The 17,171-nt window shown below is 70.0% G+C and carries 23 protein-coding genes; 22 read left to right on the forward strand and 1 reads right to left on the reverse strand.

The genetic code is table 11. The features are described 5' to 3' along the window. From ACFU0Y_RS10605 to tuf, 11 genes are all read left to right on the forward strand, one after another. Window positions 1-1,271, forward strand: a 1,271-nt coding sequence (locus ACFU0Y_RS10605; RefSeq protein ID WP_380214464.1) for a lyase family protein, incomplete at its 5' end; no start/stop codon positions are given. Beyond that, window positions 1,268-2,164: an alpha/beta fold hydrolase gene (locus ACFU0Y_RS10610; RefSeq protein WP_380214465.1), complete on the forward strand. Its 897-nt coding sequence runs from the start codon at window positions 1,268-1,270 to the stop codon at window positions 2,162-2,164. The genes ACFU0Y_RS10605 and ACFU0Y_RS10610, both read left to right, overlap by 4 nt. Then, on the forward strand, window positions 2,161-2,586 hold the full coding sequence (gene pcaC, locus ACFU0Y_RS10615) for a 4-carboxymuconolactone decarboxylase (protein ID WP_380214466.1): 426 nt from the start codon (window positions 2,161-2,163) through the stop codon (window positions 2,584-2,586). Before ACFU0Y_RS10610 ends, pcaC begins: the two co-directional genes overlap by 4 nt. Window positions 2,587-2,650: 64 nt before the next feature. Next, window positions 2,651-3,844 (forward strand): thiolase family protein, encoded by a 1,194-nt coding sequence (locus ACFU0Y_RS10620; protein WP_380214467.1) that lies wholly within the window; start codon window positions 2,651-2,653, stop codon window positions 3,842-3,844. A 47-nt stretch (window positions 3,845-3,891) separates the two neighbouring features. Continuing rightward, on the forward strand, window positions 3,892-4,584 hold the full coding sequence (locus ACFU0Y_RS10625; protein ID WP_380214468.1) for a 3-oxoacid CoA-transferase subunit A: 693 nt from the start codon (window positions 3,892-3,894) through the stop codon (window positions 4,582-4,584). A gap of 1 nt (window position 4,585) precedes the next feature. Continuing rightward, window positions 4,586-5,263: a 3-oxoacid CoA-transferase subunit B gene (locus ACFU0Y_RS10630; RefSeq protein WP_380214469.1), complete on the forward strand. Its 678-nt coding sequence runs from the start codon at window positions 4,586-4,588 to the stop codon at window positions 5,261-5,263. Window positions 5,264-5,336: 73 nt separating this feature from the next. Further along, on the forward strand, window positions 5,337-6,149 hold the full coding sequence (locus ACFU0Y_RS10635; RefSeq protein WP_380214470.1) for an IclR family transcriptional regulator C-terminal domain-containing protein: 813 nt from the start codon (window positions 5,337-5,339) through the stop codon (window positions 6,147-6,149). A gap of 308 nt (window positions 6,150-6,457) precedes the next feature. Beyond that, window positions 6,458-6,832 (forward strand): 30S ribosomal protein S12, encoded by a 375-nt coding sequence (gene rpsL, locus ACFU0Y_RS10640; RefSeq protein WP_017833291.1) that lies wholly within the window; start codon window positions 6,458-6,460, stop codon window positions 6,830-6,832. Further along, complete coding sequence (gene rpsG / locus ACFU0Y_RS10645) at window positions 6,832-7,302, forward strand: 30S ribosomal protein S7 (RefSeq protein WP_017833292.1); 471 nt, start codon at window positions 6,832-6,834, stop codon at window positions 7,300-7,302. The genes rpsL and rpsG overlap by 1 nt, the downstream gene beginning before the upstream one ends. A 69-nt stretch (window positions 7,303-7,371) precedes the next feature. Continuing rightward, entirely contained in the window at window positions 7,372-9,486 is a 2,115-nt protein-coding gene (fusA, locus tag ACFU0Y_RS10650) for an elongation factor G (RefSeq protein ID WP_380214471.1), read from the forward strand. A gap of 159 nt (window positions 9,487-9,645) precedes the next feature. Then, a complete protein-coding gene (gene tuf / locus ACFU0Y_RS10655; protein ID WP_380214472.1) occupies window positions 9,646-10,836 on the forward strand; it encodes an elongation factor Tu in 1,191 nt (396 codons plus the stop codon). 88 nt (window positions 10,837-10,924) lie between these two features. Here tuf and ACFU0Y_RS10660 read toward each other — a convergent pair whose 3' ends face one another. Next, a complete protein-coding gene (locus ACFU0Y_RS10660) occupies window positions 10,925-11,308 on the reverse strand; it encodes a VOC family protein (protein WP_380214473.1) in 384 nt (127 codons plus the stop codon). A gap of 492 nt (window positions 11,309-11,800) precedes the next feature. On the opposite strand from ACFU0Y_RS10660, the gene rpsJ reads away from it, so the two are divergent. Genes rpsJ through rpsQ form a run of 11 tightly spaced genes read left to right on the forward strand, consistent with a single transcriptional unit; the run spans window position 11,801 to window position 17,129 of the window. Then, entirely contained in the window at window positions 11,801-12,109 is a 309-nt protein-coding gene (gene rpsJ, locus ACFU0Y_RS10665) for a 30S ribosomal protein S10 (protein WP_003803825.1), read from the forward strand. A 16-nt stretch (window positions 12,110-12,125) separates the two neighbouring features. Next, a complete protein-coding gene (gene rplC, locus ACFU0Y_RS10670) occupies window positions 12,126-12,782 on the forward strand; it encodes a 50S ribosomal protein L3 (protein ID WP_017833296.1) in 657 nt (218 codons plus the stop codon). A 4-nt stretch (window positions 12,783-12,786) separates the two neighbouring features. Next, a complete protein-coding gene (rplD, locus tag ACFU0Y_RS10675) occupies window positions 12,787-13,410 on the forward strand; it encodes a 50S ribosomal protein L4 (RefSeq protein ID WP_368820408.1) in 624 nt (207 codons plus the stop codon). After that, entirely contained in the window at window positions 13,407-13,712 is a 306-nt protein-coding gene (rplW, locus tag ACFU0Y_RS10680) for a 50S ribosomal protein L23 (RefSeq protein ID WP_017833298.1), read from the forward strand. Before rplD ends, rplW begins: the two co-directional genes overlap by 4 nt. A gap of 30 nt (window positions 13,713-13,742) precedes the next feature. After that, the gene (gene rplB / locus ACFU0Y_RS10685; RefSeq protein ID WP_017833299.1) at window positions 13,743-14,582 is read left to right on the forward strand and encodes a 50S ribosomal protein L2; all 840 of its coding nucleotides are present in this window, start codon (window positions 13,743-13,745) and stop codon (window positions 14,580-14,582) included. Window positions 14,583-14,594: 12 nt separating this feature from the next. Further along, window positions 14,595-14,876 carry a 30S ribosomal protein S19 gene (gene rpsS / locus ACFU0Y_RS10690; protein WP_380214475.1) on the forward strand — a complete coding sequence of 94 codons (282 nt, stop codon included), beginning with the start codon at window positions 14,595-14,597 and terminating at the stop codon, window positions 14,874-14,876. 53 nt (window positions 14,877-14,929) lie between these two features. Next, a complete protein-coding gene (gene rplV / locus ACFU0Y_RS10695; protein ID WP_380214477.1) occupies window positions 14,930-15,295 on the forward strand; it encodes a 50S ribosomal protein L22 in 366 nt (121 codons plus the stop codon). Further along, window positions 15,296-16,147 (forward strand): 30S ribosomal protein S3, encoded by an 852-nt coding sequence (gene rpsC, locus ACFU0Y_RS10700; RefSeq protein ID WP_380214478.1) that lies wholly within the window; start codon window positions 15,296-15,298, stop codon window positions 16,145-16,147. Further along, window positions 16,148-16,564, forward strand: a complete 417-nt coding sequence (gene rplP, locus ACFU0Y_RS10705) for a 50S ribosomal protein L16 (protein ID WP_017833303.1) — start codon at window positions 16,148-16,150, stop codon at window positions 16,562-16,564. It begins immediately after the preceding gene. Between the two features lie 2 nt (window positions 16,565-16,566). Then, entirely contained in the window at window positions 16,567-16,842 is a 276-nt protein-coding gene (rpmC, locus tag ACFU0Y_RS10710) for a 50S ribosomal protein L29 (RefSeq protein WP_380214479.1), read from the forward strand. Continuing rightward, window positions 16,839-17,129: a 30S ribosomal protein S17 gene (gene rpsQ, locus ACFU0Y_RS10715; protein ID WP_017833305.1), complete on the forward strand. Its 291-nt coding sequence runs from the start codon at window positions 16,839-16,841 to the stop codon at window positions 17,127-17,129. Before rpmC ends, rpsQ begins: the two co-directional genes overlap by 4 nt. Window positions 17,130-17,171: the final 42 nt, after the last annotated feature.

The following is a 17,171-nucleotide window of genomic DNA, read 5'->3' on the forward strand; positions in this document are numbered from 1 at the left end:
CCGCCGACTACGACGCCGCCGACATCGCCCTGCGGGCCGAGGGCGGCGGCAACCCGGTCATCCCCCTCCTCGCCGACTACCGGCGCCGACTGGGGGAGCTCGATCCCGACGCCGTGCGCTACGTGCACCGCGGCCTCACCAGCCAGGACGTCATGGACACCGCCATGATGCTGCTGGCCCGGCGCGCCGCCGTCCCCCTCGTCGAGCAGCTGTCCGACACCGCCGACGCCCTGGCCCGGCTGGCTGACGCCCACCGCGGCTCCCTCCAGGCCGCCCGCACCCTGACCCAGCACGCGCTGCCCAGCACCTTCGGGCTCAAGGCCGCCGGCTGGCTGGCCGGGCTGCAGGACCTCGAGGCGGACCTCGCCGGGCTCGGCCGGCTGCCCGTCTCCTGGGGCGGCGCCGCCGGCACCCTCGCCGGGAGCCTCGCCCTCTTCCCGGGGGCCCCCGACGCCGCCGAGCAGGCCGTGGAGCTCGCCCGCCGCTGGGCCGACGAGCTCGGGCTGTCCATGCCCCCGCACGTGTGGCACACCACCCGGCGGCCGGTGCTGCGCACCGCGGAGACCTTCGGGGCCGTCTGCGCGGCACTGGGCCGGATCGCCAACGACGTCCTGCTGCTCTCCCGCCCCGAGCTCGGCGAGCTGCGCGAACCGGCCGCCGAGGGACGCGGCGTGTCCTCCGCGATGCCGCAGAAGCAGAACCCCGTGCTCTCCGTGCTGCTCAAGCGCACGGCTCTGACGGCGCCGCAGCTCGTGGCCCAGCTCCACGTCGCCGCCTCCCAGTACGTCGACGAGCGCCCCGACGGCGCCTGGCACACGGAGTGGCCGGCGCTGCGGGAGCTCGCCCGGCTCGCCGTCGCGGCGTCGTCCCACGCGGCCGAGCTCACGACGGGACTCACGGTGCACACCGCCCGGATGCGGGCCACCCTGGACGCCTCCGGCCCCGGGGTGCTCGCGGAGCGGATCAGCGCGGTGCTCGCGCCCCTGCTGCCGCCCGCCGACGGCGCGACCGGCAAGGAGCGCGTGCAGGCGGCCGTGCGCGAGCACGCGATCGACGGGGCCGGCCTGCTCGAGGCGCTCGTGGGCCTGGCCGCCGGCACCGCCCTGCCGGACGGCACCCCCGTGGACCGGGGAGTCGTCGCGGGGCTGCTCGACCCGGCCGGCTACCTCGGGGCCAACGACCTGCTGATCGACCGCGTCCTCGAGCACCACCGCCGGACCGCGAACGACCGTCCGTCCGCCTCCCGGAGCACCCCAGGAGCACTCGCATGACCGTTCCCGCCCTGACCCTCGTCGAGATCCCGACCCGCCGGAGCCCGTCGCCGCAGGCGCCGCTGCTCGTGCTCGGTCCCGCCCTCGGCACCTCCGCCTCCTCGCTCTGGTCCGCCGCGGCGCGCCTGCTGGAGGGCGACCTCCGGGTCGTCGGCTGGGACCTGCCCGGCCACGGCGCGTCCGCGCCCGCCGCCGAGCCGTTCGGCACGGTCGAGCTGGCGCACGCCGTGCTCGCGGCCGTGGACCGCCACCGTGCCGCCTCGGGAGCCGAAACCGGAGGCCCGTTCTACTACGCGGGCGTCTCCCTCGGGGGCTGCGTGGGCCTCGAGCTGCTGCTGGAGGCCCCGCACCGGGTGCCGGCGGCGGTGCTGGTGGGAACCGCCGCGCGGGTGGGGGAGCCGGCCGGGTGGGCCGAGCGCGCGCAGCTCGTCGCCGCCGCCGGCACGCCCACCCAGATCGTGGGCTCCGCGCAGCGGTGGTTCGCCCCCGGCTTCATCGAGCGGGACGCGGTCACGACCACGGAGCTGCTGCACGACCTCCAGGACGCGGACCGGCTCTCCTACGCCCGGGCCTGCGAGGCCCTCGCCGGCTTCGACGCGACCGGGCGCCTCGGCGCCGTGGACGTCCCCGTGCTCGCCGTGACCGGCGCGCAGGATCCCGTCACGCCGCCCGAGGCCGCGGAGGAGCTGGCCGCCGCCACGGGGGGCCGCGCCGTGGTCGTGCCGGGCGCGGGCCACCTGGTGCCCGCCGAGGCCCCGCGGGACGTGGCGCGCCTGCTGGACCAGCACATCGGCGCCCATCCGCGCCACGACAGCGACCGGGACCACGACGAGGGCCAGGACCACGACCGCGACCACGACCGCGACCACCACGACGAAGGAGCACGAGCATGAGCGGCAATCCCCGGCGCACCGAGCAGGAGGCGCACGCGGACGGCATGGCGGTGCGCCGCGAGGTGCTCTCCGACGCCCACGTGGACCGCGCCGAGGCCGGCAAGGACGCCTTCACCGCCGAGTTCCAGGACTTCATCACCCGCTACGCGTGGGGCGAGATCTGGACCCGGCCGGGGCTGGACCGGCGGATGCGCAGCGCCGTGACGCTGACCGCGCTGATCGCGGCCGGGCACTGGGAGGAGTTCGAGATGCACGTGCGCGCCGCCCTGCGCAACGGCCTGACGCGGGACGAGATCAAGGAGATCCTGCTGCAGTCGGCGATCTACCTCTCCGTGCCCTCCGCCAACAACGCCTTCAAGCACGCCAAGGACGTCCTCGACGCCCTCGCCGCCGAGGGCGCCGGGACACCCCCTGCCTCCTGACCACCCGACCGGCCCTCCCGGGCACCCCCGTGACCGACGTGCAACGACGCAAGTGAGGAACACCATGACCGAGGCCTACATCTACGACGCCGTGCGGACCCCGTTCGGCCGGTTCGGCGGCGCCCTGGCGGGCGTGCGCCCCGACGACCTGGCCGCCCTGGTGATCGGCGAGCAGGTCCGGCGCGCATCCGCGCTCGACCCGGCCGACGTCGACGAGGTGGTCCTCGGCAACGCCAACGGCGCCGGCGAGGAGAACCGCAACGTCGCCCGCATGGGCACGCTCCTGGCCGGCCTGCCGGTCGGGATCCCCGGCACCACCGTCAACCGCCTCTGCGGGTCCTCCCTGGACGCCGCGATCATCGCATCCCGGCAGATCGACGCGGGCGAGGCGGACCTGATGCTCGTCGGCGGCGTCGAGTCCATGAGCCGGGCCCCCTGGGTGCTCCCGAAGACGGAGAAGCCCTACCCGGCCGGGGACCTGAACCTGGCCTCCACCACGCTGGGCTGGCGGCTCGTGAACCGGCGGATGAAGCCGGAGTGGACCGTGTCCCTGGGCGAGGCCACCGAGCAGCTCGCCGAACGGCACGGCATCACCCGCGACCGGATGGACGAGTTCGCGTTCCGCTCCCACCAGCTCACCCAGCAGGCGTGGGACGAGGGCTTCTACGACGACCTCACCGTGCCGGTCCCCGGTACCGAGCTGACCCGGGACGAGTCCGTCCGCGCCTCCTCGACCGTCGAGAAGCTGGGCGGGCTCAGGACCGTCTTCCGCCCCGCGGAGGAGGGTGGGACCGTCACCGCCGGCAACGCCTCCCCGCTCAACGACGGCGCCTCCGCGGCGCTGCTCGGCTCGGAGCGGGCCGCCGAGCTGACGGGCCTGCAGCCCCTGGCTCGCGTCGCGGGACGGGGCGCGGCCGCCAACGAGCCGCAGTTCTTCGGCTTCGCCCCGGTCGAGGCCGCGAACCTGGCGCTGCGGCGGGCCGGGATCGGCTGGGACGACGTCGCGGCCGTGGAGCTCAACGAGGCGTTCGCCGCCCAGTCCCTCGCGTGCGTCGACGCCTGGGGGATCGACCCCGCGATCGTCAACCGGCACGGCGGCGCCATCGCCATCGGCCACCCCCTCGGCGCGTCCGGGACCCGCATCCTCGGCACGCTCGCGCGGTCCCTGCAGGCCACGGGGCAGCGCTGGGGCGTCGCCGCCATCTGCATCGGCGTGGGCCAGGGCCTCGCCGTCGTGCTCGAGAACCAGAACGCCTGAGTCCCGCGGGAACGGGCGGAGCAGACCACCGACAAGGAGCACATCGCATGCTGACCATCGCAGAGAGCTGCGCGCAGGCCGTGGCCCCGATCCACGACGGCGCCACCGTCATGATCGGCGGCTTCGGCGTGGCCGGTCAGCCCGTCGAGCTGATCGACGCGCTGATCGAGCACGGCGCCACCGACCTGACGGTCGTGAACAACAACGCCGGCAACGGCGACGTGGGCCTGGCCCGACTGATCCGGCTCGGGCGGGTGCGGAGGATCATCTGCTCCTTCCCGCGCCAGTCCGACTCGTGGCACTTCGACGAGAAGTACCGGGCCGGGGAGATCGAGCTCGAGGTCGTCCCCCAGGGCAACCTCGCCGAGCGGATCCGCGCCGCCGGCGCCGGCATCGGGGGGTTCTTCACCCCCACCGGCTACGGCACCCCGCTCGCCGAGGGCAAGGAGGTCCGGGAGATCGACGGCCGCCACTACGTCCTGGAGCACCCCATCAGGGCCGACTTCTCCCTGACCAAGGCGCACGTCGCGGACCGGGCGGGCAACCTCGTCTACCGCAAGACGGCGCGCAACTTCGGCCCCATCATGGCCGCCGCGGCGGCCACCTCCATCGTGCAGGTCGCGGCGGTCGTCGAGCGCGGCGGCCTGGACCCGGAGGTCGTCGTGACGCCGGGCATCTACGTGGACACCGTCGTGCGGATCGACGCGCCCGCCCAGACCGACCCCCGAGAGGAGCTCTGACATGAGCGAGAACACCGTGGACACCGTGCCCAGGACGTCCGAGACCCCGCTCGCCCCGGAGGAGCTGGCCCGTGTGGTGGCCCGCGACATCCCCGCCGGCTCCTACGTCAACCTCGGCATCGGCCAGCCGACCCTGGTCTCCAACTACCTGAGCGCCGAGGACGACGTCACGCTGCACACCGAGAACGGCATGCTCGGCATGGGCCCCGAGGCCCACGGGGACGAGGTCGACGCCGACCTCATCAACGCAGGGAAGATCCCCGTGGTCGAGACCCCGGGCTGCTCGTACTTCCACCACGCGGACTCCTTTGCCATGATGCGCGGCGGGCACCTCGACTGCTGCGTGCTCGGCGCCTTCCAGGTGGACGTGCGGGGCAACCTCGCCAACTGGCACACCGGGAGGCCGGACGCCATCCCCGCCGTGGGCGGTGCCATGGACCTGGCCACGGGTGCGAAGATGACCTTCGTGATGATGTCCCTGCTGACCAAGAAGGGCCAGTCGAAGCTCGTGGCGGAGTGCACCATGCCGCTCACCGGCGTCGGCTGCGTCTCCCGGATCTACACCGACCAGGCCGTGTTCCTCGTCGAGGAGGACGGCGTGTCGGTGCGCGAGACCTTCGGCACGAGCTTCGAGGAGCTCCAGCAGGTCGTCGACGTCCCGCTGCGGCCCGCGCGCTGAGCCCAGCACCGACTCCGCGGGGGCGGCGGGCACCGGCCCGTCGCCCCCGGACGAGGCCCGCAGGAGGCCCCCGATGACCGAGCAGGACCCGACCGTCCCGGCGGGGGAGCGGGGTGCCCCCGGACAGTTCGTGCAGTCGCTGGCACGCGGGCTCGGGGTGATCACGGCCTTCGACGCCCGGCACCCACGGATGACCCTCAGCGACGTGGCCCGGCGCACCGGCCTGACCCGCGCCACCGCGCGCCGCTTCCTGCTCACCCTGGAGGAGCTGGGCTACGTGCGCAGTGACGGCCGGCTCTTCGAGCTGACCCCCGTGGTCCTGCAGCTCGGCTACTCCTACCTGTCCTCGCAGGCGCTGCCGGCGCTGGCCGCCCCGCACCTCGAGACGCTCTCGGCACGCGTGGAGGAGTCGACCTCCGCCTCCGTGCTCGACGGCTCCGACATCGTCTACGTCGCCCGCGTCTCCACGCACCGGATCATGACCGTGGCGATCGCCGTGGGCACCCGGTTCCCGGCCCACGCCACGTCCATGGGCCGGGTGCTGCTCGCCGGGCTGGGGCCCGAGCAGCTCGCCGAGTACTTCCGCACGGCGCGGCTCGAGCGGCTGACCCCGCACACCCTCACCGACCGCGCGGACCTCGAGGCGGACCTGGCGCGGGTCCGCGCCCAGGGCTGGGCCCTCGTGGACCAGGAGCTCGAGATCGGGCTGCGCTCCGTGGCCGCCCCCGTGACCGACGGCACCGGGCGCGTGGTCGCGGCCGTGAACGTCTCCATGCGCGTGGGCATGCCCGGCGCGAGCGCCGGCGACCCGGTGGGCGACGTCGTGCCGCCCCTGCTCGAGTGCGCCCGGCGGATCTCCGCGGACCTCACCGCGACCGGGCGCTGACCAGCGCCGCTCCGGCCCCGTTTCCCCGCCCCGCCCCGGTTCTGATAGGCTGTCGAGGAATTGAACGGTCATCCCTCGGCGCCCGCGCCCCTGGAGGCCGAAGAAATCATGGCAGAACGGACTCGGTCCTCCGGTACGCGGTGTGTACCGAAATGCCATCCTTTTCGTCTGCCCAGCTACCTTCGGCGCGGCGACCGTGGAGCCCGCCCGGCGGGCCCGCGGCAGGCGCCGCCCCCGCTCCCGGCCGGTGGTGGGGGAGCCGAACACCCAGCGGGCCGCTGACGCGTCCCGTCCGATCAGGAGACACTGTGCCTACAATCCAGCAGCTGGTCCGCAAGGGCCGGACCCCGAAGGTCGTCAAGACCAAGGCGCCCGCACTCAAGGGCAGCCCCATGAAGCGCGGCGTGTGCACCCGCGTCTACACCACCACCCCCAAGAAGCCGAACTCCGCGCTGCGCAAGGTCGCCCGCGTGAAGCTCAACGGCGGCGTGGAGGTCACGGCCTACATCCCCGGTGAGGGCCACAACCTGCAGGAGCACTCCATCGTGCTCGTCCGCGGTGGTCGCGTGAAGGACCTCCCCGGTGTCCGCTACAAGATCGTCCGCGGCGCGCTCGACACCCAGGGTGTCAAGGGCCGCCAGCAGGCCCGTTCCCGTTACGGCGCCAAGAAGGAGAAGAAGTAATGCCTCGTAAGGGTCCCGCTCCCAAGCGCCCGCTCGTCGTCGACCCGGTCTACAGCTCGCCGGTCGTCACGCAGCTCATCAACAAGGTCCTCCAGGACGGCAAGAAGTCCACCGCCGAGCGCATCGTCTACGGCGCCCTCGAGGGCGTCCGCGCCAAGTCCGGTGCCGACCCCGTCGCCACCCTCAAGAAGGCCCTGGAGAACGTCAAGCCGGCCCTGGAGGTGAAGTCCCGCCGCGTCGGCGGCGCCACCTACCAGGTGCCCGTCGAGGTCAAGCCGGGCCGCGCCCAGGCGCTGTCCCTGCGCTGGCTCGTCGGCTACTCGAAGATCCGCCGTGAGAACACCATGACCGAGCGTCTGCAGAACGAGATCCTGGACGCGTCCAACGGTCTCGGTGCCGCCGTGAAGCGCCGGGAGGACACCCACAAGATGGCGGAGTCCAACAAGGCCTTCGCTCACTACCGCTGGTAGAATCTTCCAGGCCTGTCGGCCCCACCCGGGCCGACAGGCCGCCGGCACCACCTCCGAAAGGGAATCACCGTGGCACTTGACGTGCTTACCGACCTCAAGAAGGTCCGCAACATCGGCATCATGGCGCACATCGATGCCGGGAAGACCACCACCACCGAACGCATCCTGTTCTACACCGGTATCTCCCACAAGATCGGCGAGACCCACGATGGTGCCTCCACCATGGACTGGATGGCGCAGGAGCAGGAGCGCGGCATCACGATCACGTCCGCCGCGACGACCTGCTACTGGCACGACAACCAGATCAACATCATCGACACCCCGGGCCACGTGGACTTCACGGTCGAGGTCGAGCGCTCCCTGCGCGTGCTCGACGGCGCCGTGGCGGTCTTCGACGGCAAGGAGGGCGTCGAGCCCCAGTCGGAGACGGTCTGGCGCCAGGCCGACAAGTACGACGTCCCCCGCATCTGCTTCGTCAACAAGATGGACAAGCTGGGCGCCGACTTCTACTTCACCGTCGACACCATCATCAACCGCCTCGGCGCCAAGCCCCTGGTCATGCAGCTCCCGATCGGCTCCGAGTCCGAGTTCACCGGCGTGGTCGACCTGCTCACCATGAAGGCCTTCGTCTGGCCGGGCGACTCCAAGGGCGACGTCTCCCTCGGCGCGAAGTACGAGATCGAGGAGATCCCCGCCGACCTGCAGGAGCGGGCCGAGGAGTACCGCAACCAGCTGGTGGAGTCCGTCGCCGAGGCCGACGACGAGCTCATGGAGAAGTACCTGGGCGGCGAGGAGCTCACCCTCGAGGAGCTCAAGGCCGGCATCCGGAAGCTCACCATCACCTCGCAGGCGTACCCCGTTCTCTGCGGCTCCGCGTTCAAGAACCGCGGCGTGCAGCCGATGCTCGACGCCGTCATCGACTTCCTGCCGTCCCCGCTGGACGTGCCGAACGTCGAGGGCCACGCGCTGAACAACGAGGAGGAGATCCTCACCCGCCCGGTCGACTCGACCGCGCCGTTCTCCGCGCTCGCCTTCAAGGTGGCCAACCACCCGTTCTACGGGCAGCTGACCTACATCCGCGTGTACTCCGGCAAGGCCGGCAACGGCGACCAGGTGCTCAACTCCACCAAGGGCAAGAAGGAGCGCATCGGCAAGCTGTTCCAGATGCACTCCAACAAGGAGAACCCGGTCGACACCGTCCAGGCCGGGCACATCTACGCCGCGATCGGGCTCAAGGACACCACCACGGGGGACACCCTGTGCGACCTGCAGAAGCCGATCGTGCTCGAGTCCATGTCCTTCCCGGCCCCGGTCATCTCGGTGGCCATCGAGCCGAAGACCAAGGGCGACCAGGAGAAGCTCTCCATCGCGATCCAGAAGCTCTCCGCCGAGGACCCCACGTTCACCGTGTCCCTCAACGAGGAGACCGGCCAGACCGAGATCGGCGGCATGGGCGAGCTCCACCTGGACATCCTGGTGGACCGCATGAAGCGCGAGTTCAAGGTCGAGGCGAACGTCGGCAAGCCGCAGGTGGCCTACCGCGAGACGATCAAGAAGGCCGTCGAGAAGATCGACTACACGCACAAGAAGCAGACCGGCGGCTCCGGCCAGTTCGCCAAGGTGCAGATGGCCTTCGAGCCGATCCCGCTGGACGCCGAGGAGCTCTACGAGTTCGACAACAAGGTCACCGGCGGCCGCGTCCCGCGCGAGTACATCCCCTCCGTGGACGCCGGCATCCAGGACGCCATGCGTCTCGGCATCCTCGCCGGGTACCCGGTCGTGGGCGTCAAGGCCACCCTGCTCGACGGCGCCTACCACGACGTCGACTCCTCCGAGATGGCGTTCAAGATCGCCGGCTCCATGGTGTTCAAGGAAGGTGCCCGCAAGGCGCAGCCCGTCCTCCTCGAGCCGCTCATGGCGGTCGAGGTGCGCACCCCCGAGGAGTACATGGGCGAGGTCATCGGCGACCTGAACTCCCGCCGCGGCCAGATCCAGTCGATGGAGGACGTGAGCGGCATCAAGCTGGTCAGCGCCCTCGTCCCGCTGTCCGAGATGTTCGGCTACATCGGCGACCTCCGGTCCAAGACCCAGGGCCGCGCCGTGTACTCCATGCAGTTCGACAGCTACTCGGAGGTCCCCAAGGCCGTCGCCGAGGAGATCGTCCAGAAGAACCGCGGCGAGTAGGCACCACCCCTCGGCCCCGGCCGGGAATTTCATCAAACAAGTACAGCCGAAGTAGACTTGCAGAGGTTTCAGTACTGCTGAGCGCCTCAAGCTCCCCCCGACAACACCCGGTGGGAAAGTGCTGAGCAAGCTACGACAAATGTTCTAGGAGGAACAACCATGGCGAAGGCCAAGTTCGAGCGCACCAAGCCGCACGTCAACATCGGCACCATCGGCCACGTCGACCACGGCAAGACGACGCTCACGGCTGCCATCTCCAAGGTCCTGGCCGACAAGTACCCGGACCTGAACGAGAAGCGCGACTTCGGTGCCATCGACTCCGCTCCGGAGGAGAAGCAGCGCGGCATCACCATCAACATCGCGCACATCGAGTACCAGACGGAGAAGCGTCACTACGCGCACGTCGACGCCCCCGGCCACGCGGACTACGTCAAGAACATGATCACCGGTGCGGCGCAGATGGACGGCGCCATCCTCGTGGTCGCCGCCACGGACGGCCCCATGGCCCAGACCCGCGAGCACGTGCTGCTCGCCCGCCAGGTGGGCGTCCCCTACCTGCTGGTGGCCCTGAACAAGTCCGACATGGTCGACGACGAGGAGCTGCTGGACCTCGTCGAGATGGAGGTGCGCGAGCTCCTCGCCGACCAGGGCTTCGACGGCGACAACGCGCCGGTCGTCCGCGTCTCGGCGCTGAAGGCCCTCGAGGGCGACCCCGAGTGGGTCGCCAAGGTCGAGGAGCTCATGCAGGCCGTCGACGAGAACGTGCCCGACCCCATCCGTGAGATGGACAAGCCGTTCCTCATGCCCATCGAGGACGTCTTCACCATCACCGGTCGCGGCACCGTGGTGACCGGCCGTGCCGAGCGTGGCACGCTGCCGATCAACTCCGAGGTCGAGATCGTCGGCATCCGCCCGGTCCAGAAGACCACGGTCACCGGCATCGAGATGTTCCACAAGCAGATGGACGAGGCCATGGCGGGCGAGAACTGCGGCCTGCTGCTGCGCGGTCTCAAGCGTGACGACGTCGAGCGCGGGCAGGTCGTGTGCAAGCCGGGTTCCATCACCCCGCACACCGACTTCGAGGCCAACGTCTACATCCTCTCCAAGGAGGAGGGCGGGCGCCACAACCCGTTCTACTCCAACTACCGTCCGCAGTTCTACTTCCGGACCACCGACGTCACCGGCGTCATCACGCTGCCCGAGGGCACCGAGATGGTCATGCCCGGCGACAACACCGAGATGACGGTCGCGCTGATCCAGCCGATCGCCATGGAGGAGGGCCTCGGCTTCGCCATCCGCGAGGGCGGCCGCACCGTGGGCTCCGGCCGCGTCACCAAGATCATCAACTAGTCCTCGGACTGCTCGATCTGCGCAGAACCCCCCGTCGCTCGTGCAGCGGCGGGGGGTTCCGCGCGTTCGGGGGGCGCGACGACGGGACTCAACCGGTGAGCTGGTGCAGGCACAGGACGTTGCCCTCGGAGTCGGTGAACCACGCCGCCCGCATCCCGTCGGCGGTGAGGACGTGGTCCACGGTGCGCAGGCCGGGCAGGTCGTAGTCCTCGAAGTGCACGCCCCTGGCCTCGAGCTCCCGGACCGCGGCCTCGACGTCGGGGACCTCGAAGCTGGCCTGCGTCACCTCGGACGCCGGCGCGTCCGGGCGCAGCAGCAGCTGCAGACCTGTGCGCCCGTCCTCGCTGAAGAGGACGCTGTCCGGCTCCAGGGCGGCGGCGGGGGAGAGGCCCAGTGTCTCCTGGTAGAACCGGCGGGCGCGGTCGAGTTCCCGCACGGGGACGATCGCGACCAGTTTCGCGGTGGACAGCATCGGACCCATCTCCTGGGATGTCGGGGTGCGGACGAGGCCAGGATACGACCGTGCACGCCGGCGCCGGTCGCGATTGCCTCACGGTTCCGGCACGGTTGCGCACGGCTCGCCCCCGACCGTGCGTTTGCACCGGTCCGTCATCTCTGGCAGGATGGAGGACGTTGTTCAAGCGCCGGCGTGTGCTCCCAACGGTTCGAACCGGCAGACCCCAGGACACCATCGGGTTCCGAAGCAGAACCGGGGATCAGCAGCTCCTGGAAGCTGCCACGCACGGACCACATACAGCCCGCCCCGAGAAACGGAATCGGCGCGCCCTCGTGTCAGCACGGGGCGACACGCCCGAGTTCGGGGGTCGGAGCTCCAGCAGGGTGAGGAACCCGGATCACTCCGGATTCAGTCTGCGTGGAGGGGCGCCCACCAGGTGGCGCCATGCACAAGGAGCCCTCGGCTCCGTCACAGGGAAGATCGTTCAAGAAAGAGAGTCACGACGCCATGGCGGGACAGAAAATCCGCATCCGGCTGAAGTCTTATGACCACGAGGTCATCGACGTCTCGGCCCGGAAGATCGTTGAGACGGTGACGCGCGCAGGCGCCACGGTGGTCGGCCCCGTGCCGCTGCCCACGGAGAAGAACGTGTACTGCGTCATCCGCTCGCCGCACAAGTACAAGGACAGCCGTGAGCACTTCGAGATGCGCACGCACAAGCGGCTGATCGACATCATCGACCCCACGCCGAAGGCCGTCGACTCGCTCATGCGCCTCGACCTGCCGGCTGACGTGAACATCGAAATCAAGCTGTAAAGAGGATCGCATCCCAATGACTACCACTTTCGAACGCCAGGTGAAGGGCCTGCTGGGCACGAAGCTCGGCATGACCCAGGTCTGGGACGAGAACGGGAAGTTCGTGCCGGTGACCGTCGTCAAGGCGGACTCCAACGTCGTGACCCAGCTGCGCAACCAGGACCGTGACGGCTACTCGGCCGTCCAGATCGGGTTCGGTGCGATCGACCCCCGCAAGGTCACCCAGCCGCTGGCCGGCCACTTCGAGAAGGCCGGTGTGACGCCGCGCCGCCACGTCGTGGAGCTGCGCACGGCCGACGCCGACACCTACGAGCTGGGCCAGGAGCTCTCCGTCGAGCTCTTCGAGGCAGGCCAGAAGGTCGACGTGATCGGCAAGACCAAGGGCAAGGGCACGGCCGGTGTGATGAAGCGTCACGGCTTCTCCGGCGTCGGCGCCTCCCACGGTGCCCACAAGAACCACCGCAAGCCGGGATCCATCGGCGGCGCGTCCTACCCCGCTCGCGTGTTCAAGGGCATGCGCATGGCGGGCCGCATGGGCGCCGTCCGTCACACGACGCAGAACCTCACCGTTCACGCCGTGGACGCCGAGAACTCCCTGCTGCTCATCAAGGGCGCCCTGCCGGGCCCCAAGGGTTCGGTCGTCCTCGTCCGCACCGCAGTGAAGGGAGCCTGACACCATGGCAACTCAGACCGTCAACGTCGAACTGCCCGCCGAGATCTTCGACGTCCAGACCAACGTGCCCCTGCTGCACCAGGTCGTCGTCGCACAGCTGGCCGCGGCCCGCCAGGGCACGCACAAGACCAAGAACCGCGCCGAGGTCTCCGGCGCCGGCCGCAAGCCCTTCAAGCAGAAGGGCACCGGCCGCGCCCGCCAGGGCTCGATCCGCGCCCCGCACATGACCGGTGGCGGCGTGGTGCACGGCCCGACCCCGCGCGACTACAGCCAGCGCACCCCCAAGAAGATGAAGGCCGCCGCCCTGCGCGGAGCCCTCTCGGACCGGGCGCGCAACAACCGCATCCACGTCGTGGAGGCCGTCGTCGAGGGCACCGTCCCCAACACGAAGGCCGCCCAGGCGACGCTGCGCGGGCTCTCCGACCGCAAGAACCTGCTGGTCGTCCTGCACCGCTCGGACGACGTGGCCGCGCTGTCGGTGCGCAACCTCGACGACGTGCACACCCTCTACGCGGACCAGCTCAACACGTACGACGTGCTGGTCTCCGACGACGTGGTCTTCACCAAGGACGCGTTCGAGTCCTTCGTGGCGGCCGCCAGCAAGAAGAAGCAGGAGGACGCCAAGTGAGCGCGACCACCATCAAGGATCCCCGGGACGTCATCATCGCGCCGGTCGTCTCGGAGAAGTCCTACGGGCTCATCGACGAGGGCCGCTACACGTTCTTCGTGGCGCCCGACTCGAACAAGACGCAGATCAAGTACGCCGTGGAGCAGATCTTCGGCGTCAAGGTCGAGTCCGTGAACACCATCAACCGTGCCGGGAAGCGGAAGCGCACGCGCTTCGGCTGGGGTCAGCGCAAGGGCACCAAGCGTGCCGTTGTGACCCTGAAGGAAGGCACCATCGACATCTTCGGCGGTCCGCTCGCCTGAGCGGAGACCACTTTAACGAGGAACTGACACATGGCTATCCGTAAGCACAAGCCGACAACCCCGGGCCGTCGCGGCTCCTCCGTTGCCGACTTCGCAGAAATCACGCGCACGACCCCCGAGAAGTCGCTGGTCCGGCCGCTGCCCAAGAAGGGCGGCCGGAACAACACCGGCCGCATCACCACCCGGCACAAGGGTGGCGGGCACAAGCGCCAGTACCGCGTCATCGACTTCCGTCGCCACGACAAGGACGGCGTCGACGCCAAGGTCGCGCACATCGAGTACGACCCCAACCGCACGGCGCGCATCGCGCTGCTGCACTTCGTGGACGGCTCCAAGCGCTACATCATCGCGCCGAACAAGCTGTCGCAGGGCGACGTCGTCGAGTCGGGCCCCGGCGCCGACATCAAGCCCGGCAACAACCTGCCGCTGCGCAACATCCCCGTCGGCACCGTGATCCACGCCGTCGAGCTCCGTCCGGGCGGCGGCGCCAAGCTCGCCCGCTCCGCCGGCGCGTCCGTCCAGCTCGTCGCCAAGGAGGGCAAGTACGGCCAGCTGCGCCTGCCCTCCGGCGAGATCCGCAACGTCGACGTGCGCTGCCGCGCGACGGTCGGCGAGGTCGGCAACGCCGAGCAGTCGAACATCAACTGGGGCAAGGCCGGCCGCAACCGCTGGAAGGGCGTCCGCCCGACCGTCCGCGGTGTGGTCATGAACCCCGTCGACCACCCGCACGGTGGTGGCGAGGGCAAGACCTCCGGTGGCCGTCACCCGGTCAACCCGAACGGCAAGCCCGAGGGACGCACCCGCCGCCCCAACAAGGAGAGCGACAAGCTCATCGTCCGCCGTCGTCGCACCGGCAAGAACAAGCGCTAAGGAGCCTGACACATGCCACGCAGCCTGAAGAAGGGCCCTTTCGTCGATCAGCACCTTTATCTGAAGGTCGCCAAGGAGAACGACAAGGGCACCAAGAACGTCATCAAGACGTGGTCCCGCCGCTCGATGATCATCCCCGACATGCTGGGGCACACGATCGCCGTGCACGACGGACGCAAGCACATTCCCGTGTTCATCACCGAGTCGATGGTCGGGCACAAGCTCGGCGAGTTCGCCTCCACGCGGACCTTCCGCGGCCATGTGAAGGACGACAAGAAGGGCAAGCGCCGCTGATCCTCCGGGATCCCGCAGCGTGAGCACTTCGAGAAGACGAGAGAAGGAAAGCAATGGAAGCCAAGGCATCTGCGCGCTACATCCGCGTGACGCCTATGAAGGCCCGGCGCGTCGTCAACCTGATTCGTGGCCAACAGGCGAATGAGGCTCTGGCGATTCTGAAGTTCGCCCCCCAGGCTGCTTCGGAGCCGGTGTTCAAGGTCCTCCAGTCGGCGGTCGCCAACGCGCGCCAGCTGGCGGACCGTGACGGCCGGCCGTACAAGGAGGAGGAGCTCGTCGTGAGCGAGGCCTTCGTCGACGAGGGTCCGACCATGAAGCGGTTCCGGCCGCGCGCCCAGGGCCGCGCCTACCGCATCAACAAGCGCACGAGCCACATCACCGTGATCGTGGCGAGCCCTGACAGCGAGGAGGTCCGCTAAGTGGGACAGAAGATCAACCCGCACGGGTTCCGGCTGGGCATCACCACCGACCACGTGTCGCACTGGTACGCGGACTCCACCAAGGAGGGCCAGCGCTACAAGGACTACGTCCGTGAGGACATCAAGATCCGCAAGCTCATGTCCACGGGCATGGAGCGGGCCGGCATCTCCAAGGTCGAGATCGAGCGGACCCGGGACCGCGTGCGCGTGGACATCCACACCGCCCGCCCCGGCATCGTCATCGGCCGCCGCGGCGCCGAGGCCGACCGCATCCGCGGCGAGCTCGAGAAGCTCACCGGCAAGCAGATCCAGCTGAACATCCTCGAGGTCAAGAACCCCGAGGTGGACGCCCAGCTGGTCGCCCAGGGCGTCGCCGAGCAGCTCGCCTCCCGCGTGGCCTTCCGCCGCGCCATGAAGAAGGCCATCCAGTCGGCGCAGCGCGCCGGCGCGAAGGGCATCCGCATCCAGTGCGCCGGCCGCCTCGGCGGCGCGGAGATGAGCCGCTCGGAGTTCTACCGCGAAGGCCGTGTGCCCCTGCACACCCTGCGCGCGAACATCGACTACGGCTTCTTCGAGGCCAAGACCACCTTCGGCCGCATCGGCGTGAAGGTCTGGATCTACAAGGGCGACCTCACCGCGAAGGAACTGGCGGCCCAGCAGGCCGCCGCTCCCTCGCGCGGCCGTGGCGGCGGCGACCGTGACCGTCGTGGCGGTCCGGGCGAGCGTCGTGGAGGCGGCGGCGACCGTCGTCGTCCCGACCGTAACGACCGTGGCGGACGCCGTGAGCGCAGCGACTCCGCCGCCTCCCCGGCTCCGGCCGCGGGAGCGACCAACGCAGAGGGTGGTAAGTAAATGCTCATCCCACGTCGTGTGAAGTTCCGCAAGCAGCACCACCCGAAGCGGTCGGGCGCTGCCAAGGGCGGCACCACCGTCGCCTTCGGCGAGTGGGGCATCCAGGCGCTCACGCCGGCCTACGTGACGAACCGTCAGATCGAGGCCGCGCGTATCGCCATGACCCGCCACATCAAGCGTGGCGGCAAGGTCTGGATCAACATCTACCCGGACCGCCCCCTGACCAAGAAGCCCGCCGAGACCCGCATGGGCTCCGGCAAGGGCTCGCCCGAATGGTGGGTCGCCAACGTCAAGCCCGGGCGCGTGATGTTCGAGCTCTCCGGTGTCTCCGAAGAGGTCGCGCGCGAGGCCCTGCGCCTGGCGATCCACAAGCTCCCGATGAAGGCACGCATCGTGCGTCGCGAAGGTGGTGAATGAGAATGGCTGTTGGATCCAAGGATCTGAGCATGGAGAACCTCGCGGCCCTCGACAAGGACTCTCTGGGTGAGGCGCTGCGCAAGGCCAAGGAGGAGCTGTTCAACCTCCGCTTCCAGTCCGCAACCGGTCAGCTCGAGAACAACGGCCGCCTCAAGGCCGTCAAGCGCGACATCGCGCGCATCTACACGGTGCTGCGTGAGCGCGAGCTCGGCATCCGGCCCCAGGCGGGCTCCGCCGAGACCACCGCCGAGACCACCTCCGAGGAGGACGCCAAGTGACCGAGCAGATCAACAACGAGGCCGAGCAGGCCGACGAGCGCGGTGACCGCAAGAGCCGTCGTGGCTACGTGGTCTCCGACAAGATGGACAAGACCGTCGTCGTGCAGCTGCAGGACAACGTCAAGCACTCGCTGTACGGCAAGGTCATGCGCCGTTCCTCGAAGGTCAAGGCCCACGACGAGCAGAACGCCGCCGGTGTCGGCGACCTCGTCCTGATCTCCGAGACCCGCCCGCTGTCCGCCACCAAGCGGTGGCGGATCGTGGAGATCCTCGAGAAGGCCAAGTGACCCTGGCTCGCTAGAGCCGGCCACGGCCGCGACGGCCCGCCC

The sequence above is a fragment of the Kocuria sp. NPDC057446 genome, assembly GCF_042802875.1.
In the GTDB taxonomy this organism is placed as follows: Bacteria; Actinomycetota; Actinomycetes; order Actinomycetales; family Micrococcaceae; genus Kocuria.

What these genes read in the sequence shown, in the direction of transcription:
- ACFU0Y_RS10625 (WP_380214468.1), top strand. Translation starts at nt 3,892, where the DNA reads ATGCTGACCATCGCAGAGAGCTGCGCGCAGGCCGTGGCCCCGATCCAC.
- rplD (WP_368820408.1), top strand. Translation starts at nt 12,787, where the DNA reads ATGGCAACTCAGACCGTCAACGTCGAACTGCCCGCCGAGATCTTCGAC.
- rpsG (WP_017833292.1), top strand. Translation starts at nt 6,832, where the DNA reads ATGCCTCGTAAGGGTCCCGCTCCCAAGCGCCCGCTCGTCGTCGACCCG.
- rpsJ (WP_003803825.1), top strand. Translation starts at nt 11,801, where the DNA reads ATGGCGGGACAGAAAATCCGCATCCGGCTGAAGTCTTATGACCACGAG.
- ACFU0Y_RS10610 (WP_380214465.1), top strand. Translation starts at nt 1,268, where the DNA reads ATGACCGTTCCCGCCCTGACCCTCGTCGAGATCCCGACCCGCCGGAGC.
- tuf (WP_380214472.1), top strand. Translation starts at nt 9,646, where the DNA reads ATGGCGAAGGCCAAGTTCGAGCGCACCAAGCCGCACGTCAACATCGGC.
- ACFU0Y_RS10630 (WP_380214469.1), top strand. Translation starts at nt 4,586, where the DNA reads ATGAGCGAGAACACCGTGGACACCGTGCCCAGGACGTCCGAGACCCCG.
- ACFU0Y_RS10635 (WP_380214470.1), top strand. Translation starts at nt 5,337, where the DNA reads ATGACCGAGCAGGACCCGACCGTCCCGGCGGGGGAGCGGGGTGCCCCC.
- rplV (WP_380214477.1), top strand. Translation starts at nt 14,930, where the DNA reads ATGGAAGCCAAGGCATCTGCGCGCTACATCCGCGTGACGCCTATGAAG.
- rpmC (WP_380214479.1), top strand. Translation starts at nt 16,567, where the DNA reads ATGGCTGTTGGATCCAAGGATCTGAGCATGGAGAACCTCGCGGCCCTC.
- rplB (WP_017833299.1), top strand. Translation starts at nt 13,743, where the DNA reads ATGGCTATCCGTAAGCACAAGCCGACAACCCCGGGCCGTCGCGGCTCC.
- ACFU0Y_RS10660 (WP_380214473.1), bottom strand. Translation starts at nt 11,308, where the DNA reads ATGCTGTCCACCGCGAAACTGGTCGCGATCGTCCCCGTGCGGGAACTC.
- ACFU0Y_RS10620 (WP_380214467.1), top strand. Translation starts at nt 2,651, where the DNA reads ATGACCGAGGCCTACATCTACGACGCCGTGCGGACCCCGTTCGGCCGG.
- rplC (WP_017833296.1), top strand. Translation starts at nt 12,126, where the DNA reads ATGACTACCACTTTCGAACGCCAGGTGAAGGGCCTGCTGGGCACGAAG.
- rpsS (WP_380214475.1), top strand. Translation starts at nt 14,595, where the DNA reads ATGCCACGCAGCCTGAAGAAGGGCCCTTTCGTCGATCAGCACCTTTAT.
- pcaC (WP_380214466.1), top strand. Translation starts at nt 2,161, where the DNA reads ATGAGCGGCAATCCCCGGCGCACCGAGCAGGAGGCGCACGCGGACGGC.
- rplP (WP_017833303.1), top strand. Translation starts at nt 16,148, where the DNA reads ATGCTCATCCCACGTCGTGTGAAGTTCCGCAAGCAGCACCACCCGAAG.